The organism is Kitasatospora sp. NPDC094019 (assembly GCF_044764505.1).
Classification (GTDB): domain Bacteria; phylum Actinomycetota; class Actinomycetes; order Streptomycetales; family Streptomycetaceae; genus Kitasatospora.
Window position 1 is genome coordinate 93,539 of record NZ_JBIWIF010000009.1, and the last position, 26,152, is coordinate 119,690.

Annotated in this window: 26 protein-coding genes and 1 pseudogene; 13 read left to right on the plus strand and 14 right to left on the minus strand. The window is 74.3% G+C overall.

Going from position 1 to position 26,152, the window contains the following annotated elements:
* Nucleotides 1-42 precede the first annotated feature (42 nt).
* Nucleotides 43-1,071: a hypothetical protein gene (locus ACIQ9P_RS21370; RefSeq protein WP_402358173.1), complete on the plus strand. Its 1,029-nt coding sequence runs from the start codon at nucleotides 43-45 to the stop codon at nucleotides 1,069-1,071.
* Between the two features lie 76 nt (nucleotides 1,072-1,147).
* On the opposite strand, the gene ACIQ9P_RS21375 is transcribed toward ACIQ9P_RS21370, so the two are convergent.
* A complete protein-coding gene (locus tag ACIQ9P_RS21375; protein WP_402358176.1) occupies nucleotides 1,148-1,480 on the minus strand; it encodes a hypothetical protein in 333 nt (110 codons plus the stop codon).
* Nucleotides 1,481-1,768: 288 nt separating this feature from the next.
* Between ACIQ9P_RS21375 and ACIQ9P_RS21380 the strand changes: the two genes are divergently transcribed.
* Together ACIQ9P_RS21380 and ACIQ9P_RS21385 are read left to right on the plus strand one after the other, a co-directional pair.
* Nucleotides 1,769-2,194 (plus strand): nuclear transport factor 2 family protein, encoded by a 426-nt coding sequence (locus ACIQ9P_RS21380; protein WP_402358179.1) that lies wholly within the window; start codon nucleotides 1,769-1,771, stop codon nucleotides 2,192-2,194.
* A complete protein-coding gene (locus ACIQ9P_RS21385) occupies nucleotides 2,191-3,039 on the plus strand; it encodes an NAD(P)H-binding protein (protein ID WP_402358182.1) in 849 nt (282 codons plus the stop codon). Before ACIQ9P_RS21380 ends, ACIQ9P_RS21385 begins: the two co-directional genes overlap by 4 nt.
* 58 nt (nucleotides 3,040-3,097) lie before the next feature.
* On the opposite strand, the gene ACIQ9P_RS21390 is transcribed toward ACIQ9P_RS21385, so the two are convergent.
* Both ACIQ9P_RS21390 and ACIQ9P_RS21395 read right to left on the minus strand, forming a co-directional pair.
* On the minus strand, nucleotides 3,098-3,748 hold the full coding sequence (locus tag ACIQ9P_RS21390; protein WP_402358185.1) for a response regulator: 651 nt from the start codon (nucleotides 3,746-3,748) through the stop codon (nucleotides 3,098-3,100).
* A complete protein-coding gene (locus ACIQ9P_RS21395; protein WP_402358188.1) occupies nucleotides 3,745-4,956 on the minus strand; it encodes a sensor histidine kinase in 1,212 nt (403 codons plus the stop codon). Before ACIQ9P_RS21395 ends, ACIQ9P_RS21390 begins: the two co-directional genes overlap by 4 nt.
* A gap of 153 nt (nucleotides 4,957-5,109) precedes the next feature.
* Between ACIQ9P_RS21395 and ACIQ9P_RS21400 the strand changes: the two genes are divergently transcribed.
* The 3 genes from ACIQ9P_RS21400 (at nucleotide 5,110) to ACIQ9P_RS21410 (ending at nucleotide 8,879) form a co-directional block, all read left to right on the plus strand.
* Nucleotides 5,110-5,592 carry a hypothetical protein gene (locus ACIQ9P_RS21400; RefSeq protein WP_402358191.1) on the plus strand — a complete coding sequence of 161 codons (483 nt, stop codon included), beginning with the start codon at nucleotides 5,110-5,112 and terminating at the stop codon, nucleotides 5,590-5,592.
* A gap of 102 nt (nucleotides 5,593-5,694) precedes the next feature.
* Complete coding sequence (locus tag ACIQ9P_RS21405) at nucleotides 5,695-7,893, plus strand: MMPL family transporter (RefSeq protein ID WP_402358194.1); 2,199 nt, start codon at nucleotides 5,695-5,697, stop codon at nucleotides 7,891-7,893.
* Nucleotides 7,894-8,021: 128 nt separating this feature from the next.
* Complete coding sequence (locus ACIQ9P_RS21410; RefSeq protein ID WP_402358197.1) at nucleotides 8,022-8,879, plus strand: S-methyl-5'-thioadenosine phosphorylase; 858 nt, start codon at nucleotides 8,022-8,024, stop codon at nucleotides 8,877-8,879.
* Here the strand turns inward: ACIQ9P_RS21410 and ACIQ9P_RS21415 are convergent.
* Nucleotides 8,845-9,348, minus strand: coding sequence for a hypothetical protein (locus ACIQ9P_RS21415; RefSeq protein WP_402358200.1), 504 nt, complete (start codon nucleotides 9,346-9,348; stop codon nucleotides 8,845-8,847). The genes ACIQ9P_RS21410 and ACIQ9P_RS21415 overlap by 35 nt on opposite strands.
* Complete coding sequence (locus ACIQ9P_RS21420; RefSeq protein WP_402358864.1) at nucleotides 9,345-10,481, minus strand: molybdopterin-dependent oxidoreductase; 1,137 nt, start codon at nucleotides 10,479-10,481, stop codon at nucleotides 9,345-9,347. Before ACIQ9P_RS21420 ends, ACIQ9P_RS21415 begins: the two co-directional genes overlap by 4 nt.
* A gap of 228 nt (nucleotides 10,482-10,709) precedes the next feature.
* On the opposite strand from ACIQ9P_RS21420, the gene ACIQ9P_RS21425 reads away from it, so the two are divergent.
* The 3 genes from ACIQ9P_RS21425 to ACIQ9P_RS21435 all read left to right on the plus strand — a co-directional run bounded on the left by ACIQ9P_RS21425 (nucleotide 10,710) and on the right by ACIQ9P_RS21435 (nucleotide 13,456).
* Complete coding sequence (locus ACIQ9P_RS21425; RefSeq protein WP_402358203.1) at nucleotides 10,710-12,047, plus strand: glycosyltransferase 87 family protein; 1,338 nt, start codon at nucleotides 10,710-10,712, stop codon at nucleotides 12,045-12,047.
* 64 nt (nucleotides 12,048-12,111) lie between these two features.
* Nucleotides 12,112-12,825 carry a molybdopterin-dependent oxidoreductase gene (locus ACIQ9P_RS21430; protein ID WP_402358206.1) on the plus strand — a complete coding sequence of 238 codons (714 nt, stop codon included), beginning with the start codon at nucleotides 12,112-12,114 and terminating at the stop codon, nucleotides 12,823-12,825.
* A complete protein-coding gene (locus tag ACIQ9P_RS21435; RefSeq protein WP_402358209.1) occupies nucleotides 12,809-13,456 on the plus strand; it encodes a cytochrome b/b6 domain-containing protein in 648 nt (215 codons plus the stop codon). The genes ACIQ9P_RS21430 and ACIQ9P_RS21435 overlap by 17 nt, the downstream gene beginning before the upstream one ends.
* A gap of 56 nt (nucleotides 13,457-13,512) precedes the next feature.
* Here the strand turns inward: ACIQ9P_RS21435 and ACIQ9P_RS21440 are convergent, their stop codons facing one another.
* The 3 genes and pseudogenes from ACIQ9P_RS21440 to ACIQ9P_RS21450 form a co-directional block, all read right to left on the minus strand.
* Nucleotides 13,513-14,184 carry an SAM-dependent methyltransferase gene (locus tag ACIQ9P_RS21440; RefSeq protein WP_402358212.1) on the minus strand — a complete coding sequence of 224 codons (672 nt, stop codon included), beginning with the start codon at nucleotides 14,182-14,184 and terminating at the stop codon, nucleotides 13,513-13,515.
* Nucleotides 14,181-14,825, minus strand: a complete 645-nt coding sequence (locus ACIQ9P_RS21445) for a DUF2064 domain-containing protein (protein WP_402358867.1) — start codon at nucleotides 14,823-14,825, stop codon at nucleotides 14,181-14,183. Before ACIQ9P_RS21445 ends, ACIQ9P_RS21440 begins: the two co-directional genes overlap by 4 nt.
* Nucleotides 14,826-14,831: 6 nt before the next feature.
* Nucleotides 14,832-15,560: pseudogene (locus tag ACIQ9P_RS21450) on the minus strand (glycosyltransferase family 2 protein); the annotation flags it as partial.
* A 311-nt stretch (nucleotides 15,561-15,871) separates the two neighbouring features.
* Here ACIQ9P_RS21450 and ACIQ9P_RS21455 point away from each other — a divergent pair.
* Nucleotides 15,872-16,630, plus strand: a complete 759-nt coding sequence (locus ACIQ9P_RS21455; protein WP_402358215.1) for a response regulator transcription factor — start codon at nucleotides 15,872-15,874, stop codon at nucleotides 16,628-16,630.
* A complete protein-coding gene (locus ACIQ9P_RS21460; RefSeq protein WP_402358218.1) occupies nucleotides 16,627-17,784 on the plus strand; it encodes a sensor histidine kinase in 1,158 nt (385 codons plus the stop codon). The genes ACIQ9P_RS21455 and ACIQ9P_RS21460 overlap by 4 nt, the downstream gene beginning before the upstream one ends.
* Before the next feature lie 51 nt (nucleotides 17,785-17,835).
* Here ACIQ9P_RS21460 and ACIQ9P_RS21465 read toward each other — a convergent pair whose 3' ends face one another.
* From ACIQ9P_RS21465 to ACIQ9P_RS21480, 4 genes are all read right to left on the minus strand, one after another.
* Complete coding sequence (locus ACIQ9P_RS21465) at nucleotides 17,836-18,891, minus strand: NAD-dependent epimerase/dehydratase family protein (protein ID WP_402358221.1); 1,056 nt, start codon at nucleotides 18,889-18,891, stop codon at nucleotides 17,836-17,838.
* A 133-nt stretch (nucleotides 18,892-19,024) separates the two neighbouring features.
* Nucleotides 19,025-19,996 carry a glycoside hydrolase family 6 protein gene (locus tag ACIQ9P_RS21470; protein ID WP_402358224.1) on the minus strand — a complete coding sequence of 324 codons (972 nt, stop codon included), beginning with the start codon at nucleotides 19,994-19,996 and terminating at the stop codon, nucleotides 19,025-19,027.
* A gap of 230 nt (nucleotides 19,997-20,226) precedes the next feature.
* On the minus strand, nucleotides 20,227-21,147 hold the full coding sequence (locus ACIQ9P_RS21475) for an NADP-dependent oxidoreductase (protein ID WP_402358227.1): 921 nt from the start codon (nucleotides 21,145-21,147) through the stop codon (nucleotides 20,227-20,229).
* Nucleotides 21,148-21,314: 167 nt separating this feature from the next.
* Nucleotides 21,315-22,391, minus strand: coding sequence for a Gfo/Idh/MocA family protein (locus tag ACIQ9P_RS21480; RefSeq protein ID WP_402358230.1), 1,077 nt, complete (start codon nucleotides 22,389-22,391; stop codon nucleotides 21,315-21,317).
* 286 nt (nucleotides 22,392-22,677) lie between these two features.
* Between ACIQ9P_RS21480 and ACIQ9P_RS21485 the strand changes: the two genes are divergently transcribed.
* Nucleotides 22,678-24,210 carry an AMP-binding protein gene (locus tag ACIQ9P_RS21485; RefSeq protein WP_402358233.1) on the plus strand — a complete coding sequence of 511 codons (1,533 nt, stop codon included), beginning with the start codon at nucleotides 22,678-22,680 and terminating at the stop codon, nucleotides 24,208-24,210.
* 126 nt (nucleotides 24,211-24,336) lie between these two features.
* On the opposite strand, the gene ACIQ9P_RS21490 is transcribed toward ACIQ9P_RS21485, so the two are convergent.
* Nucleotides 24,337-24,711: a hypothetical protein gene (locus ACIQ9P_RS21490; protein WP_402358236.1), complete on the minus strand. Its 375-nt coding sequence runs from the start codon at nucleotides 24,709-24,711 to the stop codon at nucleotides 24,337-24,339.
* A 276-nt stretch (nucleotides 24,712-24,987) separates the two neighbouring features.
* Here ACIQ9P_RS21490 and ACIQ9P_RS21495 point away from each other — a divergent pair, with 276 nt between their 5' ends.
* The gene (locus ACIQ9P_RS21495; protein ID WP_402358870.1) at nucleotides 24,988-25,482 is read left to right on the plus strand and encodes a hypothetical protein; all 495 of its coding nucleotides are present in this window, start codon (nucleotides 24,988-24,990) and stop codon (nucleotides 25,480-25,482) included.
* A gap of 50 nt (nucleotides 25,483-25,532) precedes the next feature.
* On the opposite strand, the gene ACIQ9P_RS21500 is transcribed toward ACIQ9P_RS21495, so the two are convergent.
* A complete protein-coding gene (locus ACIQ9P_RS21500; RefSeq protein WP_402358239.1) occupies nucleotides 25,533-26,027 on the minus strand; it encodes a DUF1269 domain-containing protein in 495 nt (164 codons plus the stop codon).
* Nucleotides 26,028-26,152: the final 125 nt, after the last annotated feature.

Here is a 26,152-nt window from a genome sequence, read left to right on the forward strand (position 1 = left end):
CCGCACGACCCGCACCGGCCCGCACGAACGAAGGAGACGACTGTGCCCATCTGGACGAGCGTGTCGAAGCTCTCCGTGGTTCTGGAGAGTGGCGAACAGAACTGCGACGTCTACGCGAACGGGCAGAACATGATCGGCGTGACGATCAGCGTCGCGCCGGTCGACGAGCACGGCAAGAGCATCGAGGTCGACCCGAAGGTCCTGGCCGCCAATCTCTGGCTCGTCGACTACGTCGACGAGACGAAGCTCAACTGGCGCGGCGGCACGGGGTGGGGCTACACGGACGTCGCCAACGACTTCGTCGCGATCCCCGGCGGATCCGGCGAACGCCCCGGGACGTCGGCGGCGGACCAGGGGACCCAGCAGGTCAAGTTCTACGTCTACTGTCAGCCCGGGACGAACCCGAAGTCGATCGGTGTGCGGGTCGTGACCGATGCCGGAAGCGCCGTCACCAGCTCCCAGAACGGGAGCTACCACAGCAAGGTCGCGCTCACCCCCAAGGCGGCCGTGACGTACATGCTGGGGGACATCACCTGGAACTACTCGCGTGCCACGACCCAGTTCGGCAACGTCACGACCGACGTGACGACGGACGCCTGGAACTACTACCTCTCGCTGAACGCGCCGGGCAACTACTTCGTCACCTTCCGGGTGCACGGCCACTACAGCGACGACGGTTACGACGGACTCGTCGCGTACACCATCCCGTCCGGGCGCGACGACTTCTACGGCGCCTACATCTGGTACCAGGAGCCGCACGGCTCCGCGTACTACGACGAGGACGACGGCAGCAGCCTGGGGCAGATCGTCGACTTCCCCGAGGGCAACCTCTGGTCGGACTGGGCGAGGATCTACGACCGGGACTACCCCGAGCGCTACCTCTGCTGCACCTGGGTCCACTCCACCACCGGCGGCGACGGCTGGGTCATCCCGAACGGCCCGCTGACCAACTGGTCGGCCTGGTTCACCTCGCGGATCGTCGCCTGGGACCGCTACGGCAACAAGGGCACGTTCTGGATGAAGGGGTCGGACATCACCAGCGCGCTCAAGCTCTACGACCACGTGCCGTAGCAGCGAGCCGGACCCGGCGAGGGGCCGGGGCCGCCGACCGGGCAGCCCCGGCGCCCCGGCCCCGGGCGTTCCGGGCTCAGCGCGGGCCGGGGTTGCCGACCAGCACCCGCTCGCCGAGGTGCTCGGTGTGGTGGCCGGCGTCGGCGAGCAGCGCTGCCAGACGCAGGGTGACCTGGAAGTGCCGGGACCGGACGGCGGAGCCGCCGCGGGCGCGGGCGGAGGTGGTGGTCGCGGGGGAGTGCGGGGCGACTGCGGTGCTGCGCGGCCCCGGCTCCCAGGAGACCGTCGCGCCGTGGGACTCGCTGGACACCGTCGCGCCGCCGGTCCCGTTGCTCTGACTGGCGAGCGGGAATCCCGCGTTGCGCAGCGTGTCGGTGATCGAAGTGAGCAGAGTTCGGTGGTCCGGCATGGGCGCAAGTCTACAGGTTGAAAATTATATGAACCGTCAGTGAATCCGTGAGCTGCCCCTTGTGCGCGGGCCGCCCGGTGGCTCGGCGCCGAATCGGATCGCGAGCCGCACGCCCGGGCTTGAGAAGCGGACTGGCGGTCCGTATGCTCTCATTCATCCGGACCACCGGTCCGTTTCATTGCGGTCCTGGGACACCGCCAGTGCGGGACGTCGTGCTCCTCGTGCCAACGGGGGCCGAACCCGGCGGCCCGGACCGCCGTGTCCGAGAGCAGAACGGAAGCCTCGACCATGACAGTGCCGATCACAGCCGCGGAGCTGTACCGCCACGGCCTGCAGCTGCTGCTGCGGAAGGACATCCCCGGATGGGTGGAACTGTGGGACGAGGACGGCGTCCAGGAGTTCCCCTTCGCGCCGGAGGGCTGGCCCGGGCGGCTGGAGGGCAAGTCCTCGGTCGCCGAGTACATGCGCCACTACCCGGACCACGTCGACCTGCACGCCTTCCCCGATGTGAAGATCCACGAGACCACCGACGCCGGGACGATCGTGGTCGAGATGCGCGGGGTCGGTCGCCTGGTCAGGAGCGACACCCCCTTCGACATGACCTACATCGCCGTGGTCACCGTCGTGAACGCGCGCATCACCTCCTACCGCGACTACTGGAACCCCCTCGCCGTCCAGCAGCCCGGCGCCGACTTCACCGGGGTGCGCCGATGACCGCACCCGGCACCACCCTCGTCATCGGCGCCACCGGCACCACCGGCCGCCGTGTCGCCACCGGCCTGGCCGCCGAGGGTCACAGCGTCAAGGCGGCCGGGCGGAGCGCCACTCCGGTGGAGGGCGCCCGGGCCGTCCGCTTCGACTGGGACGAGCCCGGGACGTGGGGCGAGGCCGTCGACGGCGTCGACCGCGTCTACCTCGTCCCGCCCATCGGTTCCTCGGATCCGGCCGCCGCCATGCTGCCCTTCCTCCGCCGGGCCCGTACGGCGGGCGTGCGCCGCGCGGTGCTGCTCAGCTCCTCGGCGATCCCCGCGGGCGGCCCCGCGGTGGGTCGGGTCCACCAGGCCCTGCCCGACCTGTTCGAGCAGTGGGCGGTGCTGCGGCCCTCCTGGTTCATGCAGAACTTCGCCGGCGCCATGCCCCACGCGCGCAGCATCCGGGAGGAGGGCGTCATCCGGACGGCGTCCGGTGACGGCCGGGTCGGGTTCATCGACGCGGACGACATCGCGGCCGTCGCCGTCCGCGCGCTGACGGGCGAGCGGGCACCCAACACCGACCTGATCATCACCGGGCCGCAGGCGCTGAGCTACGACGACGTCGCCGCGACCGTCACCGAGGTCACCGGCCGGCCCGTCGCGCACCGTAACCTGACCTTCGAGCAGCTGCGTGACCGCTGGGCGGCCGAGATCCCCCTCGAATTCGCCACCATGCTGGCCGGCATGGACCGCGCCATCGCCGACGGAGCCGAGGACCGCACCACCGACACCGTCGAGCGCCTCACCGGCCGCCCGCCGGGTACGCTCCGCGCGTTCGTGGAACGGGAGCTGCGATGCGGTAGCTGATGTTCCACGACGATCCGGCGTTCCGGTCCGAGGCACCGCGCGGCCTCGGACCGGTCGGTCAGGACGTGGCCAGGCCCTGCTGGATCGCCAGTACCGCCAGCCGCACCCGGTTCGGGCTGCCGGTCTTGGTCATCAGGTTCGACACATGGGTCTTCACCGTGGTGACCCCGATGTGCATCCGTTCGCCGATCTCGGTGTTGGAGAGCCCCTCCGCGACCAGGCGGAGCACCTCCTGCTCGCGGTCGGTGAAGTGCACCGCGTCGCGGCGCCGGTCGCCCTCGCTGTCCCAGGCCGAGGAGGCCCGGGACACCACCCTCCGCAGCACGCTCGGGCTGTAGGGGCTCTCGCCCTGTACCGCCCGGCGGATCGAGTCCAGTACCGACTCCGGGGACACGTCCTTGGCCAGGAAGCCGCAGGCACCCGCGGCGAGCGCCGGGTAGAGCCGGTCGTCGTCGTCGAAGGTGGTCAGCACCACTACCTTGGTGGCGGGCCGGACCCGCAGGATGTGACGCGTTGCCGCGATTCCGTCCATGCCCGGCATGTGCAGATCCATCAGGACCACGTCCGGTCGCAGTTGCTCGGCGAGTCGCAGGGCCTCCGCGCCGTTCACCGCCTCGCCGGCGACCGTGATGTCCTCCGTGGATTCGCAGAGCATCCGCACACCTGCTCGCACGAGCTGCTGGTCGTCGGCGATCAGCACGCTGATCACGGTCGGCTCCGTTCCGGGGCGGCGGAGGCGGGCAGACTGGCGGTGAGGCGCCAGCCGCCGGGAACCTTTCCCACGTCGATGGTGCCTCCGACCAGGGCGACCCGTTCGCGCATGCCGAGCAGCCCGTAGCCGGTGCCGTCGTGCTGTGGCAGGTCCGGCCCGTCCGTCCGGTGCCGGCGCGGCAGGTCGTTCTCCAGGTCCAGTTGCAAGGTCCCCTCCTCCATCCCTACCCGGAGCCGTACCGCGGCGTACGGTCCGGCGTGTTTGGTGACGTTCGCCAGACCCTCCTGGACCAGCCGCAGCACGGTCAGACTCCGGATCGCGTCCAGCTCCGAGATCCGCGGGCCGATCTCGGCCTCGATCCTCAGCCCGGCCTGCCGGGACCGCTCGACCACCCCCTGCACCGCGGCCGGCAGGCCGGTGGTCTCCGCGAGCAGCGGCGCCAGATGCTGGGGCGGCAGGTCCTGATCGGCGGGTTCGCGCAGCGCCGCGAGCAGCCGCCGCAGGTCGGTGAGCGCGGTGGTGGCACTGGCGTGAACGTCGTCCAGGACCTCGGCGAGCCGCTGGTCGGTTCGTGGCAGGACGTGCCGCGCCACGCCCACCCGGAGCACGGTGGAAGCCAGATGGTGCGCCACCATGTCGTGCAACTCGCGTGCGATCGCGGCTCGTTCACCCATTCGGGCGCCCCACTCGGCGAGGTCCCGGCTGTGCTCGGCCTCGCGGGCACGCTCCTGGGCGGTGCGGGCCGCCGACTCCGCCGAGCGGATGTAGCCGGCCAGCAGGACCGGCACGCTGACGATCACCGCCGCCCGGTAGAGGGCGGATCCGATGCCGTCGGCAGTGTGGCCGGCGGAGACCAGCTGGGCGGCCAGCAGTGCGGCCGCTGCCACGGTCGTCGGTAGGCCCCACCGGCGCACCGCCAGTTCGAACAGCGCGGCGCTGGCGCCGACCTTCACCTCGACCAGCACGGCCGGCGCGGACAGCTCGGCCAGCGCCAGCATCCCGGCCTGGCCGAGCGCCACGGGCAGCAGCCGGAAACCGCCGACCGAGGCCAGGACCAGGACGGCCAGGCCGATGGACCAGTCCGCCGTGTCCAGCTCGGCCGGCCTCCGCAGCAGCAGCAGATAGCCCAGGCCGAAGGCCACCAGTGCCAGCCGCATCGGCCCGAACCGGCGGTTGAAGAGACGTCTGATCCACTCCCGCGCCACAGAGGGGACTGTACGGTGATCGGCGCGCTTTCATGATCCTCCCCGAGGGGGAGGGCGGTCTCCTCCTTCAGGCCGCCTACTACGGTCCTTCGGGCCGGTTGTTCCGGCCGGTCGCCCGAAGCCCCGAGCCGGTTCCGCCGGAAGTCTGGGCACATGACCAAGGTTCGTACTGTCGGCGCCCCGTCGGATGTGGCGCTTCTCCCGCTTGCGGCCCACCGGGGCGAGGCCGAGCGGGCCCCGGCCGAGAACGCCCGGATCGAGAGCCGACACCTCCGCAGGCAACGACCGTTCGCCGGATACGCCTTCGCACTGTCCGCCCTGGTGGTGACGGTCTGGGCGGTGACGCTCGGCGTCCACGCCGAGCCGGACCGCCGCGCGCTCTGGGTCGGCTTCGACGCCCTGGAGGCCGCCGCGATGGCCCTGGCCTCCCGGCTGGCCCTGCGGCGCGACGCCCGGGTGGGGCTGGCCGCCGCCGGGATCGCCGTCTTCATGGTGTCCGACCTGTGGTTCGACGTGGGCACCGCGTCCTCGGACCAGTTGCCGATGGCCCTGCTGACCGCCGTGACGCTGGAACTGCCCTTCGCGGCGGGCTGCGTGGCCTACGCCCTGCGGGTGCACCACCGTGCGGCGGCCTGACCGGCCGTACGTGCCCCTTCCCCACTCCCCACTCTCTGAAGGAGCGCCCAAGTGATCGCGTCATTCGGGAGATTCGCCGCCGCGAACCGGCGGTGGGTCCTCATGGCCGCGGCCCTGTTCACCCTGGTGGCCGGCACCTGGGGCACCGGCGTGTTCGGTGCCATCACGGGCGGGGCCGGGTTCGACGACCCGGCCAGTGAGTCCGCCTGGGCCGACAAGGTGCTCGCCGGACCCCTCGGCCGCCGGGCCGACGATGTCGTGGTGATGTACCGCAGCGCCGACCGTCCGGTCACCGACCCGTCCCTCGCCGGGCCGATCCAGGCGGCGGTGGCCGCCGTGCCCCGCACCGATCTGGTCCGGGCGGACACCTACTGGTCCACCGGCGGCAACCCGGACTTTCTCGGTGCGGACGGTCACGCCACCTATGTGTCAGTGCAGTTCAAGTCCTCGGACGACCAGGAGCGGGTCAAAGCCCTGCAAGCCGTCAAGGCCGCCTTCGAAGTCCCGGGGACCGAGGTCCGGTTCGGCGGCGTCACCGCGATGACCGAGCAGGTCAACGGACTGACGGTGAAGGACATCGGGCGGGCCGAAATGCTCTCGGTGCCGCTGTTGCTGGTGCTGCTGGTCCTCGTCTTCCGCAGTTCCGTCGCCGCGTCCCTCCCCCTGGCCGTCGGCGCTGTGGTGGCTCTCGGGTCCTTCGCGGTACTGCGCCTGCTCACCCTCTTCGTCGGCGTTTCGAGCAGCGTGATCAACGTGGTCACCATCCTCGGGCTCGGACTCGCCATCGACTACGCGCTGTTCATGGTCAACCGGTTCCGGGAGGAACTCGCCGCCGGATCGTCCGTGGACGCCGCCGTCGAGCGCACCAGCGCCACCGCGGGCCGCACGGTGGCCTTCTCCGGCCTCGCGGTCGCCATCTCCTTCGCCGGCCTGACGCTCTTCCCGTCCCGCTTCCTGAGCTCGATGGGCTACGCGGCGGTCTCCGTGGTCGCCTTCGCGGTGATCGGCTCGCTGACCCTGATCCCCGCGCTGCTCCGGGTCACCGGGCACCGGATCGACTCGTGGCGGGTGCCGATGCCGTGGGATCGACGGGGCGCGGCACCCCGACCGGAGAGCCGGGGCCGGTGGTACCGCACGGCGGAGGTCGTGATGCGCCGTCCGCTGCTGACCACGCTCGCGGTGGTCGCCCTGCTGGTCGGCCTCGGCGCGCCGATCCTCGGCGCCAACTGGGCGCGCCCCGGCGACTGGGTGCTGCCCGCCGGTTCGGACGCCCGGGTCGTCACCCGGCAGTTCGCCGCGGACTTTCGGCAGGACCCGACCCGGACCGTCACCGCCGTCGTCACGCTCCCGGGCCCCGCGAGCGGCGCGACCGGAGAACTCGGCGCTTACGCCGCCCGGTTGAACTCGGTCCCCGGTGTGCGGGGCGCCGAGGTGACCAACACCCACGAGAACCTCGCCCGCATCACGGCGTACTACTCGATGGACCCGATGTCCCGGGAGGCCCGCACCATGGTGGAGGGTCTGCGGGCGAGTGCGCCGCCGACATCCGCCACCGCCCGGTTCACCGGAATGCCGGCCTCCAGGGTGGACATCGTGGACATGATCGGCTCCCGGGCGCCGTGGATGGCCCTGTTCGTCGCGGTGGTGTCCGCCCTGGTGCTCTTCCTGGCCTTCGGCTCGGTGACGATCCCGCTCAAGTCGGTACTGCTGAACCTGCTGTCGCTCTCGGCCGCGTTCGGCGCGATCAAGCTGATTTTCCAGGACGGCCATCTGCACGACCTGCTCGGCTTCACCCCGATCGGCGCGATCGACGCCGACTTCCCGGTGCTGATCGTGGCGATCGCCTTCGGCCTGGCGATGGACTACGAGGTCCTCCTGCTCTCCCGGATCAAGGAGAGCTACGACCGTACCGGTGATCCGGTCGGGTCCGTCGCGATCGGCCTGCAACGGACCGGAAGGATCATCTCAAGTGCCGCCCTTCTGATGGTGGTTGTCGTCTGCGGCTTCCTGGTCTCGTCCATTGCCTTCCTGCAGATGATCGGCGTCGGCCTGGTGATCGCCATCGTGGTGGACGCGACCCTGGTCCGGGTCGTGCTCGTTCCGGCGACGATGAAGCTGCTGGGACACCGCGCCTGGTGGGCGCCGGCTCCCCTGCGGCGGATCCGGCGCCGCCCCGCTCTCCCACCGGCCGCGCGTGGTGCTCGGCGGACCGGGGGAGCGGGGCCCGTGCGGCCCGGCAGCACGGACGGGCCACGGCCGGGCGCCGAGGACCGCCGCGCGGTGGACGTCCGCGATTCGTAAGCACCGATGGCCCGGATCCGGCCCGGTCCGTTCCTACAGTGGCCCGGGGACTGTGCCCGAGAAGACCGGATGAAGACCGGAGAGGGTCCGGGCAAGATCCGGAGAAGACCGGAAGAGAGGGGACCGCGATGACGGTCGACCAGAACGTCCAGCCCAGGGCCGACGTGGGAGTGATCGGCGGATCGGGGCTCTACGAGCTGCTGGACGACGTGACCGAGGTGCGGGTGGACACCCCGTACGGCGCGCCGAGCGACGTGCTGTTCGTCGGGGAGGCGGCGGGCCGCCGGGTCGCGTTCCTGCCCCGGCACGGACGGGGTCACCGGCTCCCGCCGCACCGGATCAACTACCGCGCCAACCTGTGGGCGCTGCACACCCTGGGCGTGCGCCAGGTGCTGGCGCCCTGCGCGGTCGGCGGGCTGCGGCCGGAGTACGGGCCGGGCACCCTGCTGGTGCCCGACCAGTTCGTGGACCGGACCTCGGGGCGCCCGCAGACCTTCTACGACGGCCTGCCGCTGCCGGACGGCACGGTGCCGGAGGTGGTGCACGTGTCGATGGCCGACCCGTACTGCCCGGCCGGGCGGCGGGCGGCGATGACGGCCGCCGGGGAGGCGGCCTGGGAACCGGTCGACGGCGGCACCCTGGTGGTGATCGAGGGCCCGCGCTTCTCCACCCGCGCCGAGTCCCGCTGGTTCACCGCCAACGGCTGGTCGGTGGTCGGCATGACCGGGCACCCCGAGGCCGTGCTCGCCCGTGAACTCGGCCTCTGCTACACCTCGGTGGCCCTGGTGACCGATCTCGACGCGGGTGTGGAGAGCGGTGCGGGCGTCACCCACGGCGAGGTGCTGGAGGAGTTCGCCCGCAACGTCGACCGGCTGCGCACCGTGCTGTTCAAGGCGGTGGAGTGCCTCCCGGCGGTGCGCGAGTGCACGTGTCCGCACGCCCTGGACGGCCTCACGACCGGTCTTCCCGGGGTGCCCGGCGCCTGACGGCCCGATCGCGGTGCCCAGCGGCCCGGTCGCGGCGCCCGGCGCCCCGACCACGGCGCCGCCACCGTCCGACGAGCGCGACCAGCAGCGCGAGTCCGGCGGTGGCGGCCAGCACCAGCAGCCAGTTGCGCAGATAGGGCAGCGGCAGCACGGACGGGTTGCCGCCGTCGTCACCGGCGCGCAGCACGGCCGGCAGGCCGACGGCGGTGACGGCCGCCGCGACGACCAGCCAGCCGCGCAGTACCGGCACGAACGGCCGGCCGCGCAGCACCGGCCCGCCGACCAGGAACGCGCCCAGCAGGCACACCAGCGGCACCCACAGGCCGTCGTGGAGCACCAGCCCCCCGAGCCCCCAGACCAGGACGTCCACCGGGTCGGTGATGTACGGGTCGCCGAGCAGCCCGTACAGGCCGTAGCCGGTGAGGGCGAGGCCGGCCGCCAGCAGCAGGCCGCGGATCACGGCGGTCATGCGACCACCTCGATCCGGGTGACCCACTTGGTCTGCAGGACACCGGGCCGGTCGGGCGCGATGATCCGCGCCGGGAAGCCGTGGTCCGCCGTCAGCACCTCGCCGTTGACCCGCAGGGCCAGCAGGCTGAGCGGATCGTCGGCGTACCGCGCGGGCATCTCCATCACCCGGTAGGGGCCCTCGGCCTCGAACGAGGTGACCCGTACGGAGGATCCCGCCGGGGCTCCGGCCCGCGCCAGCAGGTCGGAGACCCGGACCCCGCCCCACCGGGCGCCGGCGCTCCAGCCCTCCACGCAGGCGATGGGCAACTCCACCTCGTACTGGGGGAGTTCACCGAGCTCGCCGAGCGTGAGCTCGTACGGCCTGGGCCCGTCGACCGCGAGCCGCCAGCCGGCCGGCACGGTGACCGTGCCGGCCTGGGCGGCGGTGCGGTTCACCGGCAGGCCCTGGGCACCGAGGTCCGGGCGGCGCGGCGCCAGCAGGTCCAGGGTCCGCAGCCACGGCACCGTCTGCCCGGCCGTGACCAGGGTGACCGCACCGGTCGCGGCGAAGACCGAGGCGAGGAACGCGCGGCGCCCGGCCAGGACCGGTGCCGCCCGGCGCCACCAGTTCGCCGCGATCAGCGGTGCCTTGACCGCGAGGTGGACCAGCAGCCCGCCGGTGGCCAGCCAGCCCAGCCAGAAGTGGGTCTGCCGGAACGGGAACGGCCACGGGTACCACTGCAGGGTGTTCAGCAGACCGGTGAACAGCTCCAGCAGGACGGCCCCGACCAGGACGGCGATGCCGAGCCGCTCCAGGGCGTGCAGCACGCTGCGCGCCGGCGGCCACTCGAACAGTCGGGGGTAGACCGCCCACAGCTTCGCGCCGGTCAGCGGGATCGCGGCCAGACCGGCGATCACGTGCAGCCCCTGGGTGACGCGGTAGCCGTTCACCGGGCGGGCGGGCAGGTGGGGGGCGAGCCAGGCGGGCGGGTCCTGGAGCAGATGGCTGACGAGGCCGGTCAGGAAGCACAGCAGCAGGGCCGCGCCCAGCCACCGTCCCACCACGACCACGGTCCGCGGCTCGTGCAGCGGCGAGCCGAACGCGCCCGCGCGGAACGGCCCGCGCCGCAGGAACGACGGGGGAGCGGGCAGCGGCGGGTCGTAGCGGCGGCGGGCGGGCGGGGTGCCGGGGCCGGCGGGCTCGGCGGGGCCGGGGAGTTCGGCGGGGCCGGGGAGTTCGGCGGGGCCGGGGAGTTCGGATTCCACTCGTCCATCGAAGCGCCCCGGCGCGTTCCTCCGGTGCTGCGACGTGCTTACGGAATCCGAACGGCGGCCTCGCCGCCCCGCCCGCGGGACCTCGCCGGTGGGAGGGTGGCCGACGTGATCCCCCGTACCGCGCCGCCCTGCGTCCTCGCCCTCGCCGCCCTGGTCACCGCCCTGGCGCTGACCGTCGCCCAGGTCGGCGCCCTGCCGCGCCACGGCTGGTACCTCCTCGACACCGGCCTGTTCGCCGTAGCGGTCCTGCTGCTGCGCGGGGTGCCCGGCCGGGAGGCCGTGCCCCTGGTCCTGGCGGGCAGCGTCGCGGTGGCCGCCGTAGGGCTGCTGGCCCCGCCGCGGACCAGCGACGACGCCTACCGCTACGTCTGGGACGGGCGGGTCCAGGCCGCCGGCATCTCGCCCTACGCCCACACCCCGGACGACCCGGCGCTCGCCCGGCTGCGCGATCCCGGCCTCTTCCCGACGGGCGACGGCTGCACCGGCTGGGACGAGCGGCCGACCGCGGCCGGGGACTGCACCCGGATCAACCGGCCGGCCGTGCACACCGTCTACCCGCCGGTGGCGCAGGCGTGGTTCCTCGCGCTGCACCCCCTCGGCGGCGGGGTGCGCGGGGTACAGGCCGGCGGGGCCCTGCTGGCGGTGGCCACCACCGGGCTCCTGCTCGCGGCGCGACGGGAACCGTGGCACGCCGCGCTGTGGGGGTGGTTCCCCGGCCTGACCGTGTGGGCCGTCAACGACGCGCACGTGGACACCCTCGGCGCGCTGCTGACGGTCGCCGCCCTCGGCTGCGCGGCGCGGGGGCGGTCGGTCCGCGGCGGACTCCTGCTGGGCGGCGCGATCGCCACCAAACTGCTGCCCGCCCTCGCCCTTCCCGGCGCGCTGTCCGGTCTGCTGGCCCGCCGCCCGACCCGCGGCGACGTGCTGCTGCTCGGATCCGCGCTGGGCGCCTTCGCCCTCTCCTACCTCCCGTACGTCGCGGCCTCGGGCACCTCCGTCATCGGCTACCTGCCGGGCTACCTCCGGGAGGAGGGCTACGAGCAGGGGCACATCGACCGGTTCGGGCTGCTGCGCCTGGTCCTGCCGGACCGCCTCGCGCCGTGGGCGGCGGGGCTGGTGCTGGCGGTCGTGGTGCTCCGGGTGGTCCGCCGGGGCGACCGGGACCGGCCGTGGGCCGGCGCGCTCCTGGTGACGGGCACGGCGCTGTTGCTGGTCGCCCCCGGTTACCCCTGGTACGGCCTGCTGGTGGTCGCGCTGGTCGCCCTCGACGGCCGCTGGGAGTGGCTGGCCGTCCCGGCCGCCGGGCAGGCGCTCTACCTGACCGGCGGCGAGAGCGCCCAGCGACTCGCCTACGGGACGGCGCTGTGCGTCGTCCTCCTGGTCCCGCTGCTGCGGCAGTACCTCGCCCGGCGGGCGGTCGTGGCGGTGGACGGCCGGATGTGACGGAAGTCTGACGGGACGGGGCGGACCCTGGCCCAGAAGCCTCCGGACTGGTCGGATCAGCCGTGTGAGCGAACAGAACGAAGAGGGCCGCGGCACCCCGGTCGGCCGCCGCGTGGTGCTCGGGCTGCTCGGGCTCGGCGCGGCGGGAGTCGCGGTCGGTCCGTACCTCCAGCGGGCCCAGGACGCGGTGGCCGGCAAGGACCCGACGGGTCTCACCGGCCTGCTGCCGGGAGGAGGCGGCTTCCGGTACTACTCGGTGGTCGCCTCGGTGCCGACCCGGAGCGCGGACACGTACGCGCTGACGGTCGACGGGCTGGTGGAGCGGCCCGGCCGCTACGGCCTGGCCGACCTGCGGGCGATGCCGCAGCGCCGGATCGTGCGGGACGTGCGGTGCGTGACCGGCTGGCGGGTGCCGAACACCCCCTTCGAGGGCGTGCCGCTGGCCCACCTGCTCGACGCCGCCGGGGTCACGGCGGGCGCCCGGGCGGTGCGGTTCAGCTGCTTCGACGGCGAGTACACCGAGAGCCTCACCCTGGAGCAGGCCCGGCGCGACGACGTCCTGGTCGCGCTCAAGCTCCAGGACGCCCCCATCTCCCACTCCCACGGCGGCCCGGTGCGGCTGTACGTGGCGCCGATGTACTTCTACAAGTCGGCCAAGTGGCTGTCCGGGATCACCGTGACCGACACGGTGCGGCCGGGCTACTGGGAGGAACTCGGCTACGACACCGACGCCTGGGTCGGTCGCTCGAACGGACGTGACGATGCGCCGACCGCCTGACCTCCTGCTCCGCTTCACCCGGGCCGAGCGCTGGGTGCACCGGGCCACCGCCGCGCTGATGCTGACCTGCCTGGCCACCGCGGCCTGCCTCTACCTGCCGCCGCTGGCCGAACTGGTCGGCCGCCGCAGGCTGGTGGTCACCGTGCAGGTGTGGGGCGGCCTCGCGCTGCCGGTGCCGCTGCTGCTCGGGCTGGCCTTCCGCGCGGTGCGCGCCGACGTGTCGCGGCTGAGCCGGTTCGGTCCCGCGGACCGGGCGTGGCTGCGGGCGGTCCGGGCGCGCGCCCCGCACCGTCCGGCGGGGAAGTTCAACGCCGGGCAGAAGCTGTACGCGCAGTGGACGCTCGGGGCGATGCTGGTGATCGTCGGCACGGGCCTGCTGATGTGGCTCGTCCACCTGACGCCGCCGGGCTGGCGGACCGGTGCGACCTTCGTCCACGACTGGCTCGCGGCGGCGATCGCCGTGGTGACCGCCGGACACGTGCGGATGGCGATCCGCGATCCCGAGGCCCGGCGCGGGATGCGGACCGGCCTGGTGGACCGGCACTGGGCGGAGCGCGAGCATCCGCAGTGGGCGCCCACGCCGGTCGCGGACCGGGAGCACCCGGTCCGCGGCGGAGCACCCCGGCCGTGAGTCGCCCGGCGGGGTGCTCCCCGGTGCGGTGACGGGCTCAGCGGGCGGGGGCGGGCTCAGCCGGCGGGGGCGGCGCGTCGGCGCAGGGCGAGGAAGTGGCGGCCGTGGGAGGTCCAGCGTTCCGCCTCGGCCAGCCCGGCGGCGCGGGCCCGGCGGGCGGTGGCTCCGGTGCCCAGGCGGGCCCAGGCGAACGGCGGGCCGAGCCGGCCGTCCGGGCCCTCGACCCGGACGGTGACGCGCTCGTCGACCTCCCGCGGTTCCACCTCCACCAGCAGCAGCCCGTCCGGGGCGATCAGTTCGGCGGCCCGCCGCAGCAGGGCCTGCGGGTTCCCGCCGATGCCGAGATTGCCGTCCGCCAGCAGGGCCGCGCCCCAGCGGCCCTCGGCCGGGAGCCGGTCGAAGACCGAGCGGCAGAGCGCCGCGCCGCCGAGGCCCAGGGTGCGGCTGACGGCCGCCGGGGTGACGTCGACGCCGAGGGCCGGGACGCCGAGGGAGAGCAGCGCGGCCACCAGCCGGCCGGGCCCGCAGCCGAGGTCCACGACGGGAGCGGACAGCTCCAGGCAGCGCAGCAGCAAGCTGTGGTCGCCTCCGTCGGCGGGCGCGCACCAGCGTTCGATGTCGAGCGGGATCCGGTGGCCGTCGGCGCCCCGCAGCCACAGCGGGCCGCGTCCGGTGCGGACGGCGTCGGCGAACGGGTCGTCGGTCCACGCCGTCGCGGTGCCGCTCAACCCGCCACCTCGGGGGCGGCCGGGAGCGCCGTCCCGGGGGCGGTCCGGAACGAGCCCAGGCGGGCGGCGAACCGACTGTGCGGTGCCTGGGCGGCGACCAGCCGGGCGTCCTCGACGGTGTCGACGTCGGTGGCTTCGGGCAGCCGGCGGACCGCCAGGCCGGCCGCCCCGAGCCGGTCCAGCAGCATCCGCCCGGTGTCCGGGGTCGACATCGGCACCCCCAGGAGGAGTCGGCGGGCGAGGTCCTCGGTGGGCCGGGCCAGGCCGAGGGCCCAGAATCCGCCGTCGGACGCGGGCCCGTACCAGGCGTCCGCCCCGACCCGGCGGGCGGGGGCGAGCGGCTCGGCCAGGGTGGCCGCGCTCACCTGCGGGGTGTCCATGCCGACGAGCAGGGCGGGCGCGTGCGGGGCGAGCCGGGCCGCGTGGCCGAAGGCGGCCGCCAGGCGCGCGTCCAGTCCGCCGCCGCTCTGCGGGACCACCTGCCACCCGGGGGGAAGCCAGCGGCCCGGTTCGCCGTCCAGGACCAGCAGGCGCCGTCCGGCCGGGACGGTCGCCAGGGTGTGCAGGGTGTCCACGAGCGAAGCCTCGGCCAGCTCCGCCGCCTGCCCGGGCGTGCAGGCCGGGGTGAGCCGGGTCTTCACCCGGCCGGGGACCGGCGCCTTGGCGATGACCAGCAGGGTGGGCGGCGGGGCGGCCAGCACGGCCCGCATGTCGCGGATCGCCTGCCGGGTGCCGCGCAGTGTGCCGGTGACCTTCGACCGGCCGGCGCGCGGCAGGTAGTCGACCGGGGTCTCGGTGATCCGCATGCCGGCGGCCGAGGCGGCGAGCACCATCTCCAGCGGGTAGCCGGAGCGGCGGTCGCCCAGCCCGAGGGCGAGCAGGCGTTCGCGCCGGGCGGCCCGCATCGGGCCCAGGTCGTGCAGCGGCGCGCCGGTGCGGGCCCGCAGGCGCCGGGCCAGCACGGTGTTGGCGAGCCGGGCGTGCAGCGGCCAGGCGTTCACGGTCACCGGCCGGCGGCGGCCGAGCACCAGGTCCGCGCTGCCGTCGGCGACCGGATCGGTGACCCGGGGCAGTTGGGCGGGATCGAGGGAGCCGTCGCAGTCCAGGAAGCAGACCAGCTCGGCGGTGGCGGCGAGCAGCCCGGCGTGGCAGGCGGCGCCGAACCCGCGCCGGGACTCCTCGACCACGGTCGCCCCGAGCGATCGGGCCAGCTCGGCCGAGTCGTCGCGCGAACCGTTGTCCACGACGATCGCCCGCCAGCCCGGCGGGATCCGGCCGAGTACCCAGGGCAGGGCCGCCGCCTCGTCGAGGCAGGGCAGCACGACGTCGACGGCGGGGGAGAGAACGGCGGGGGAGAGAGGGGATACGGAGGTCACGCCGGTCACGCTAGGGGCCGTTCGGCCCCGCGCGGCGGTGCGGCGGCCTTACGGAAGTCGAACGTCGCGCCGACGGCCCACCCGGGGCGCCGACGTCGGCCCGCGCTGTCCTCGGCCCGCGCCGGAGCGCGGAGCCGTCCCAGGAGCGTACGGAGGTCGGATCCTAGGAAGGTCGGATCGTACGGAGGCCGGAATCCCGCGGGCGTCGAATCCCACGGAGCTCGAATCCTACGGAGGTCGAATCTTACGGAGGTCGAACGGCGGACCGCGGTGGCGTCCGGACCGGTGCGGGGGCACCTATCCTCGGCGGGGTGAACGAGCCCCCCGCCACCACCGGACCGCCGCCCGCCGGCCGCGTCCTGGTGATCGACGACGACCCGACCGTGGCCGAGGTCGTCGCCGGCTACCTCGCCCGAGCCGGCCACCAGGTCGACCACGCCGCCGACGGCCCGCAGGGGCTCGCCCTCGCCCGCGCCCACCGCCCCGACCTGGTGGTGCTCGACCTGATGCTCCCGGGCATCGACGGCCTGGAGGTGCTGCGGCGCCTGCGCGGCCAGGACAGCGGGGCGCAGCTGCCGGTCGTCATGCTCACCGCCAGGGGCGACGAGGCCGACCGCATCCTCGGTCTGGAACTGGGCGCCGACGACTACGTCACCAAGCCGTTCAGCCCGCGCGAGCTGGTCCTGCGGGTCCAGTCCGTGCTGCGGCGCTCGCGGGCGGGCGCACCGGCGCCCGGCGGCCCGTCCGGGCCCGTCCGCTCCGGGGACATCACCCTGGACGGGCCGGCCCGTCGCGCCCATCGCGGAACCAGGGAACTGTCACTGACCGCACGGGAGTTCGACCTGCTGGCGTTCCTGCTGCGGAACCCCGGGACGGTGTTCTCCCGGCAGGAGCTGATGGCCCGGGTCTGGGGCTGGGACTTCGGCGACCTCTCCACCGTCACCGTCCATGTGCGGCGCCTGCGCGAGAAGATCGAGGACGACCCCGCCGCGCCCCGCATGATCAGCACGGTGTGGGGCGTCGGCTACCGCTACGACCCGGCGCCGGGCGTCGAGGAGGACCGCTCGTGAAGGACCTGCTGCTGATCGCGCTGTTCGCCGCCCTCGGGGCCGGCGGGGCGGGCCTGCTCGGCTGGCCCGTCGTCCGGCTGCTGCGCCGGCGCTCGATGGCGCTCTCGCTGTTCTGCGTCGCCGCCGTCACCGTGCTCGCCGTCACCTCCGGGACCTTCGCCGTCGCGCAGGCCATGTTCCTCTCCGCCCACGACCTCGGTGTCGTGATAACGGTGCTCGCCATGGCCGCCGTCGTGTCGCTGTGCACGGCGGCGCTGCTGGGACGGCAGGTGGTCGCGGGCAGTCGGGCGCTGACCGCGGCTGCCCGGACTGTCGGCAGCGACACCGGCTTCACCGCGCCCGCCCACCCGCTGGGCCGCGAACTCGCCCAGCTGAGCGGGGAGCTCGCCGCCACCAGCGCCCGGCTCGCCGAGTCCCGGGCCCGCGAACAGGCCCTCGAACAGTCCCGGCGGGAGCTGGTGGCCTGGATCTCGCACGACCTGCGCACCCCGCTGGCCGGGCTGCGGGCGATGGCCGAAGCGCTGGAGGACGGTGTCGCCGAGGAGCCCGGGCGCTACCTCGGGCGGATCCGGACCGAGGTCGAGCGGCTCACCGGCATGGTGGACGACCTGTTCGAGCTCTCCCGGATCCAGGCCGGTTCCCTCTCCCTCTCGCTCTCCCGGGTCTCCGTCTACGACCTGGTCGACGACGCCCTGGCCGGCGCCCACGCGTTGGCCCGGCAGCGCGGCGTGCGGCTGGAGGGGCGGCAGGTGGAGCCCGAACCGGTCGAGGTGGACAGCCGGGAGATCACCCGGGTGCTGGGCAACCTCCTGGTCAACGCGATCCGCTCGACCCCCCAGGACGGCGTGGTCGCCGTGTCCGCGCGGCGGGAGGCGGACGAGGTGGTGCTCTCCGTCACCGACGGCTGCGGCGGCATCCCCGCCCAGGACCTGGGCCGGGTGTTCGAGACCGGCTGGCGCGGTACCGCGGCCCGTACGCCCAGGCCGGCCGATCCCGGGGAGCGGGCCGACCGGCCCGAGGCCGGCGGCAGTGGCGCGGGCCTGGGCCTGGCCATCGTCCGCGGCATCGTCGAGGCCCATGCCGGGCGGGCCCGCGTCCACAACGTCGCCGGCGGCTGCTGCTTCGAGATCGCCCTGCCGTCCGCCCGCGCCTGACCCGCGGCCGACCCCGGGGCTCGGGGGTCCCGAGCCCCGGGCCCCGGAGCCTCAGACCCGCAGTGGTGCGGCGGCGAACTCCGCCATGCCCCGTTCGAAGGACACCCGCGGCAGCCAGCCCAGCTCGGCGCGCAGCCGGGCCGAGTCGGCGGTGACATGGCGCACGTCGCCGAGCCGGTACTCACCGGTCACCACCGGGTCCGGGCCGCCGTGGGCCGAGGCCAGCGCGGCCGCCATCCCACCGACGGTGCGCACCTCGCCGCTGCCCACGTTGTACGCCCGGGCGCTGCCCGGCGGCCGGGCGCCCACGGCGGCCAGCGCCGCGAGGTTGGCGGCGGCGACGTCCTCGACGTGGACGAAGTCCCGTCGCTGGCCGCCGTCCTCGAAGACCCGGGGCGCCTCGCCCCGGGCGAGGGCCGACCGGAACAGCGAGGCCACCCCCGCGTACGGGGTGTCGCGCGGCATGCCGGGTCCGTACACGTTGTGGTAACGCAGCGTCAGGACGGCTCCGCCGCAGGCACGGGCCCAGGCCGCGGCCAGGTGCTCCTGGGCGAGCTTGGTCACCGCGTAGACGTTGCGCGGGTCGGCGGGCGCGCTCTCCGCGACCAGGTCCGGCCGCAGGGGCGCGCCGCAGCCCGGGCAGGGCGGCTCGAACCGCCCGGCGTCCAGATCGGCGGGCCGCCTCGGCCCCGGCGCCACCTCGCCGTGCCGCTCGCAGCGGTAGCGGCCTTCCCCGTAGACCACCATGGATCCGGCCAGGACCAGTCTGCGGACGCCGGTCCGCGCCATCACGGCCAGCAGTACGGCGGTGCCGAGGTCGTTGCAGCCGACGTACTGCGGCGCGTCGTCCAGGTCCAGTCCCAGTCCGACCATGGCCGCCTGGTGACAGACCGCGTCCACCCCGGCCAGCGCCTCCTCGACGGCCGCCGGGTCCCGCACGTCCCCGTGCCGGAAGTCGACGCCCGGGGGCAGCACGGGCGGCCTCCCGGCCGGATGGACCGCCGGCAGCAGGGCGTCCAGGACCCGCACCTCGTGCCCGGCCGCGACCAGGGCGCGGACCACGGACACGCCGATGAAACCGGCACCGCCGGTGACCAGGATTCTCATGCCGCCGACGCTAGCGGCCGTTCGGACCCGCGGCGCCCCGACACGGGACGGCGTCAGGGATCGGTAAGACGCGACCGCCGCCCGCGCCGGGGAGGCGCTCGGTGGCGGGCCGCGGCGGTGGTACGGACGTCGGTCAGTAGCCGTGGACCATCCGGTAGGCGACCTCGGGCAGGAACTGCCCGCCGGTCGATCCCGCGCCGACCCCGCAGTTGCCGTCGGACTCGCCGGGAACCTTGATCCACAACAGCATCTCGGCGCCGCCGCCCGTCTGCGGGCGCTGGCCGATCCTCCGCCCCGCCGGATTGCACCACGCGCCGTTGGAGCCGTCCCCGTTGCGGCTGGTGTCGACGACGTACGGCTTGCCGAAGCCCTTCGTCGCCCTCAGGACGGTGTTGACCGCGTTGCCGTAGGCGATGTTCTCGGCGGTGGTGAAGTAGTTCGACACGTTCAGGGAGAAGCCGTGGGCAGCGGCCACCCCTGCCGCCGCCAGGTGCCGGGCCATGGTGTCGGCACTCAGCCAGCCGGGGTTGCCGGCGTCCAGGTAGACCCAGGCGTTCGGCGCCTTGGCCCTGAACTGCGCGACGGAGTCGTTCAGCAGCGTGTTGCGGGCGGCGATCTGGGCCGGGGTCATGCAGCTCTCGTCGCCGAGCGAGTCGGGTTCGAGGACCACCACCGCCGACCGGTTGCCGATACCGGCGGCGAAGGCGGCGATCCAGTTCCGGTACTCGGCGGCGCTTCCCGCCCCGCCGCCGGACTGACCGCCGCAGATGTCCCGGTCGGGGATGTTGTACGCCACCAGGACCGGCCGCTTGCCGGCGGCGGCCGCCGCGCGGGTGTAGGCCGCGGTCGCGGTCCCGACGGCACCGCTCCAGTTGCCGAACCAGCGTGCCATCGGCACATTGGCGATCGACGCCTGGATCGCGGGCGCGCGTCCGTCGCCGCGGTTGGCGTCGACCCATTGCCGCACGCTGGAGCCGGGGTCGACGTAGAAGTCGTCGGCCCCGACGGTGGGGGCGGCGTGGGCGGGCCCGGGGAGGAGCCCGAGCAGGACGGCGGTCAGGGCTGCTGCCGTCAGCGAGGGCGGCCGGCGGTCCGATCGGCGCATGGGGAACTCCTCCGTGACGAGGTGGGGGGGCGGGTACGAACACGGCGGGTCTTCGTCGCACACCCTGCCCCTGCCCAGTCGTCGAAGTGTTCGAATCGTCGAAGGTGTCGAGCAAGTGGCCGAATGCTGCGGGAAACCTAGGTCCGCCCCGACCCCTCGTCAAGAGCGCCGACCGGAACGCGACCGCCCCCGGCCGCGCGATCGCGGCGCGGGGGCGGGGGCGGAGCCGGTCACGGTACGACGACCAGCTTGCCCCGGGTGTGGCCGGTCCGGCTGGCGTCGAAGGCTTCGCCCGTCCGCTCCAGCGGGAAGGTCTGCGCTACCTCGACGGTCAGGGCGCCCCGGTCGACCACCGTCGCCAGTTCGGCGAGCCTGGCGCCGTCCGGGCGGACCCAGATCCAGTGGCCGCCGTGCTGTTCGACGGTCGGGTCGGCGACGGACACGTGCCGTCCGCCGGCGGCGAGCACGGCCAGGGTCGACTCCAGCTGGCCGCCGACGAAGTCCGCCACGGTCGACACGCCGCCGGGAGCCAGCGCGCGGACCCGGTCGGCCAGGCCGTCCCCGTAGCTCACCGGCTCGGCGCCCAGTGCGCGGACGAAGTCGTGGTTGCGCTCCGAGGCGGTGCCGATCACCCGGGCCCCGCGGTCGCGGCCGAGCTGCACCGCGAGGCTGCCCACGCCACCCGCGGCGCCGTGCACCAGCAGCACGTCGGCCGGGCCGACCCCGAGCCGCTCCAGGCTCCGCAGCGCGGTCAGCCCGGCCAGTGGCAGTCCGGCCGCCTGCGCCCAGTCGAGGCCGGCGGGCTTGCGTGCCACCGCGGGCGCGTCCACCGCGACGAACTCGGCGAAGGTGCCGCCCTGCACCACGTCCTTGCGGGCGTAGGCCATCACCTCGTCGCCGGGCGCGAACTCGGGCGTGTCGGGGCCGGTCCGCGCGACCACGCCGGCCACGTCCCAGCCGGGGACGACGGGGAAGACCGCGTCCATCATGCCGTCCAGACCCCCGGCCATGACCTTCCAGTCGACCGGGTTGACGGAGGCCGCCCGCACCTGGATGAGCACCTGGCCGGGGCCCACCTTGGGGTCGGGCACCTCGCCGTACTCCAGCCGGGAGTTGTCCTTGGCGTACGAGCCGTATGTCACCGCGCGCATGATCGGGCCTCCAGCAGCCGACGGCGAAGCCTCGCGCACCGCCCCCGGTGGGCGGGTGCTGTCGGCCTCGCTACGTCGGCCACGCTATGTCGAAGGCGGGCGCCCGGCACCCGGACGGCACGGGCCCCGGCCGCGTTCTCGTCCGGCCGGGGACGGAAGGCGGCCGGTCACTCCCCGGGGAAGACGACTCCCAGGTCGCCGCGGATGCCGTCCAGCACGCGCATGATCTCCAGCGTCTCGGCGAGCGGCATCAGCTCGGACTCCAGCCGCCCGGCACCGATGCAGCGGGCCGCCTCGGCCGCCTGGTGGGCCATGCCCCCGTCGGGCCGCGGCGGGACGTACGTGTCGAGCAGCTCGTTGTCCCGGCCGATGAGCCGGACCGGGGCGGCGCCGTAGAAGGAGCCGTCGATCTCCAGCCGGGCCCGCGTGCCGGAGACCGACGCGGAGGTCGGAGTACGGGCGAAGAGCGTCGTGTTGAGCACGCCGTGTGCGCCGGACCCGGTGGTGACGATGATCGACGCCTGCCCGTCGACACCGGTGAACGCCTTGGTGCCCACGGCCGTGACCGAGGCGAAGGGCCCGAGCACCATCGAGGCGAAGGAGACCGGGTACACGCCGAGGTCGAGCAGGGCTCCGCCCGCCAGCTCGGGGGCGAAGAGGCGGTGCGCCGGGTCGGGATCCATCCGCTGCCCGTGGTCGGCGGTGACGGTCCGCACCTCGCCGAGCAGCCCGGACCCGACGGCCTGGCGGACCACGTCGATGTGCGGCAGGAAGCGCGTCCACATCGCCTCCATCAGGAACACCCCGCGCTCGCGGGCCGCCTCGATCAGCTGCTCGGCCTCGCGGGCGTTGCGGGTGAACGCCTTCTCCACCAGGACGTGCCGGCCCGCCTCGATCGCCTGCATCGCGTGCTCGAAGTGGGCCGAGTGCGGGGACGCGACGTAGACGATGTCCACCTCGTCGTTGTCGACGAGATCGGCGTACCGCCCGTGGGCGGTGGGGATCGCGAACCGGTCGGCGAACGCGCGGGCGCGGGCGGCGTCGCGCGAGCCGACCGCCACCACCCGCTGCCCGGTGTGCTTCTGCAGGGTCTCCGTGAAGTGGGCCGCGATCCCGCCGGGTGCCATCACGCCCCAGTTCAGGGCCGGAGCCTCACGGGGGGAGGGGGTACGGGGCGCGGGCAGCACGGCGCCCGCCGTCCCGTCCGCCGCGGCGTCTGCGACGACCGGCCGGTCCTGCGTCATGGGGATTCCTCTCGGTGGACGGGCGGAGGCGGTGCGTGTGCGGCCCCGGGGGTGTTCGGACCCGCCGCACGCGGCCCCGGGATCGGAGCGAGCGTCAGACTACGACGGCCGCGTCCGCCCACCGGAAGCCGCCCCTCCGGAAGCCTCCCTCCGGCTCGGGAGTCACCCGCCGAGGCGACCGCGCCGGTCCGGACCGGCGCGGTCGTGCGTGAGCGCCGGTCCGCGGAGCCGCCCGCTGTCCGGATAGCCTGGGCCCATGGTTGCCGCCTACCAGGAAGAAGTGGCCATGAGCGATGCGGAGTTCATCAGCGGGCCCGCCCTCGTCCTGCGGTCCCTCGCGCGGGACCCCGACCGGCCCGCCGTCACCACCGCCGACGGCGTCACCCTCACCGCCGGTGAGTTGGCCGCCACCGCCTACCGCCTCGCCCACGAGCTGGTCGCCCGCGGCGTGACCCGGGGCGACACCGTCGCGCTCCTCACCGGCAACACCCCCGAGGCGCTCGCCGCCCGCTACGCCGCCGGTGTCGCGGGCGCCCGGGTGGTCAACCTCTACGACGGGATGAGCACCGCCGTCCTCGCCGGGATCGTCGCCGGTGTCGACACCGCCGTCCTCCTCGTCGACGCCGAACGGTACGCGGAAGCACCGGAGTTGATCGCCCTGGTCGACGTGCCGACGGTGCTCGCCCTGGGCCCCGGCCCCGCCTCGGTCGGCGAGGACGTGATCGCCGCCTCCGCCCACCGTCCGGCCGAACCCCCGGCCGTGCGGATCGGCCCGGCGGACCACCTGGGCATCCGGCACACCGGCGGCACCACCGGGATCCCCAAGGGCATCCTGAGCCTGCACGGCCCCTACAGCCGGGTGTTCGACGTCCCCTTCGGTCCGGACGGGAAGGCCCCCCGCTTCCTCGCGTCCACCTCGATCGCCCATCTGGCCGGAGTCCTCAGTGATCTGACGCTCCATCATGGTGGAACGGTGTTCCTCCAGCGTTCCTTCGACCCCGGTGAGGTGCTGGCCGCCGTCGAACGCGAGCGCATCACCGACCTGTGGGTCCTGCCGCCGCTGCTCCACCGGTTGCTGGACCACCCGGCGATCACCGGCACCGACCTCTCCAGCCTGCACCGCGTGAGCTACGGCGGCTGCGTCGCCTCCCCGAGCCGGGTCCGCGAGGCCATGAAGGTCTTCGGGCCGATCCTGACCAGCGGTTACGGGATGTCGGAGGCGCAGAACATCGCCGTCCTCACCCCGCAGGACCACGACCGGACCGGGCCCGACGGACAGCTCTCCGTCGGCCGGCCACTGCCGGGCGTCGAGGTGGTGATCCGCTCCGCCGACGGCGACCGGCTGCCCGCCGGGGAGCAGGGCGAGATCCACGTCCGCTCGCGCTCCCTCATGGCGGGGTACTGGAAGCGGCCCGAACTCACCGCCGAGGTGCTGCGCGACGGCTGGCTGCACACCGGCGACATCGGCCACCTCGACCAGGACGGCTACCTCTACCTGGCCGACCGCCGCACGGACCGGATCATCGTGGTCGGCGGCCACGTCTACCCGTCCGAGGTGGAGGAACTGCTGCTCACCCACCCGGCCGTGGCCCAGTGCGCCGTCCTCGGCGTGCGCGACGCGCAGCAGAACGAGCACGTTCACGCGGTGGTGGTCCCCGCGCCCGGTCTGCGCCCGGACCTGGAGGAGGTCCGCGCCTTCGTCGCCACCCGCAAGGGCCGAATCTATGCTCCCGAGGCGCTGCACCTGGTGCCGGAGATCCCGCTCACCTCCGCGGGCAAACCGGACAAGAAGCACCTGCGGGCCACCCTCGCGGGTTGACCCCCACGTCGGTCGGGGCCCGGCCGTCCGCATCCGCCGACGGCCGGGGGCGTCCGGGGCGTTCGGAGGCCGTCCGGGACCGGGCTCCGGCGGGGGTGCTCGGAGCAGGCGCCCGGAGCGGGGCGCTCAGAGCGGGGTGAGCTGCTCCTGGTGCGCCCCGTCGAGGACGAGGCCGTTGTCCCACCGGACCCGGACCGTCACCCGGTCGCCCCGCTCGCGGTGGGCGGTCCACTCCGGCTCCAGCTCGGCGATCTCCGCCTCCAGCCGCTCCCGGCTGGCCGCCGGCATGGTGTGCCCGTAGTCCTCGAACAGCGCCTTGAGCCGCTGGTACTCGCGGACCTCCTGGCTCTCCGGGAGGACCCCGTCCACCCGCTCGACGGTGCCCTCGATCCCGGCGCCCAGCGAGAGGAACCCGGCCGGGGTCCCGGACTCCCCGGCGAACGCCTCGCCGATCCCGAGATCCTCCGCCAACCGGACGCGCCGGCCTTCCTCCAGGGTCATCCGTCCGCTGCCTCTCCGTCGTCGCGGTGCCGCCGCCGACCCGGCGGGTCCGCGACCCGGCCATTATCCGCGCCGCGGGCCGTGTCCCCGTCCGGGGCTCCGCACCGGGCCGGTTCGACGTACGGCCGTCACGCGAAATTCACAGACCGACATCTACTCGCATAGACCGGCGATGGGCCATCCTGGTGCGGCGTTCACGGGCGAGTCCGAGGTCCACCACACCCTCACCTGGAGAAGCCGATGAAGCCGATCAACCCGATGAAGCGGACGACGCGGATGAGGCGGCCGGCGCCGCGAACCGCGGCCGCCGCGGCCACCGTCGTCGCCCTGGCCCTGGCGGGCCTCGCCGTCTCGGCGCCCACCGCCGGCGCCAGCGGCACCAAGCTGTCGCAGGCGACGGCGGCCGGCCAGTTCCGCGGCGCCGGCATCACCTGGAGCTCCAGCGGCGGCTGCACCACCCGCTCCAACTCCACCTGCACCTCGTTCGAGCAGATCAACTCGGGCACGGTGAGCACGATCATCACCCTCAAGCAGTCCAGCGGCTGCGCCGTCAACATCACGGGCGGGACCGAGGTCGGCCACGCCGCCGGGACCTACAGCCACTACAACGGCTACAAGGTCGACATCTCCCGCAGCTCCTGCATCGACGGCTACATCCAGAACAGCTTCACCTACATCGGCCTGCGCGGCGACGGCTACCCGCAGTGGAAGGCCGCCTCCGGCAACCTCTACTGCAACGAGGGCAGCCACTGGGACATCCTGGTCTACTGACGCGGTGCCACGGGGCCGGCTCACGGGGCCGGCCCCCTCCGGCGGGCCGCTCACTCGCCCTCGGTGAACGCCTCCCGCAGCCGGGCCTCCTCCTCCGCCGAGAGGTTCGTCTCCAGCAGTTCGGCGTGCCGTCCGGTGAACTCCGCCCTGACCCGGTCGACCACGGCGTCCGAGCTGAGCACGAACAGCGCCGAGGTGCCCGGGGTGACCTTCTCCCGCACCTGACGTACGAAGTCGTCGTCGATACCGACGTGCGCGAGGTGCCCTCCGAGCGCGCCCCCGGCCGCGCCCAGCGCCGCGCCGAGCAGGGGGACGAAGAAGATCAGCCCGAGAAGGAAGCCCCAGAAGGCGCCGCCCACCGCGCCCATCCCGACGAGGTCGCCCAGATGACGGGTCCTGGGTTTCCTGGCACCGTCCGGCCAGCTGACCACGGCGCCGTCCTCGACCTTGATCAGCTCCTGCCGCTGGAGCTTCTGCAGGGTGTCGAGGGCTTCGTCCGCCCCGGTCGCGGTGGGGAAGCGCCAGACCGTCAGGGTCGCCATCATGGACTCCGATCGCAGGTGAGTGCCCGAAACCCCATCGTCGCCCCGGGCACCGGCCGCCGCCACGCACGGCCCCCGGGCGGGCGACCGGGACGTCCCCGGCGCGCGCCCAGGCCCCGCCCCGGACG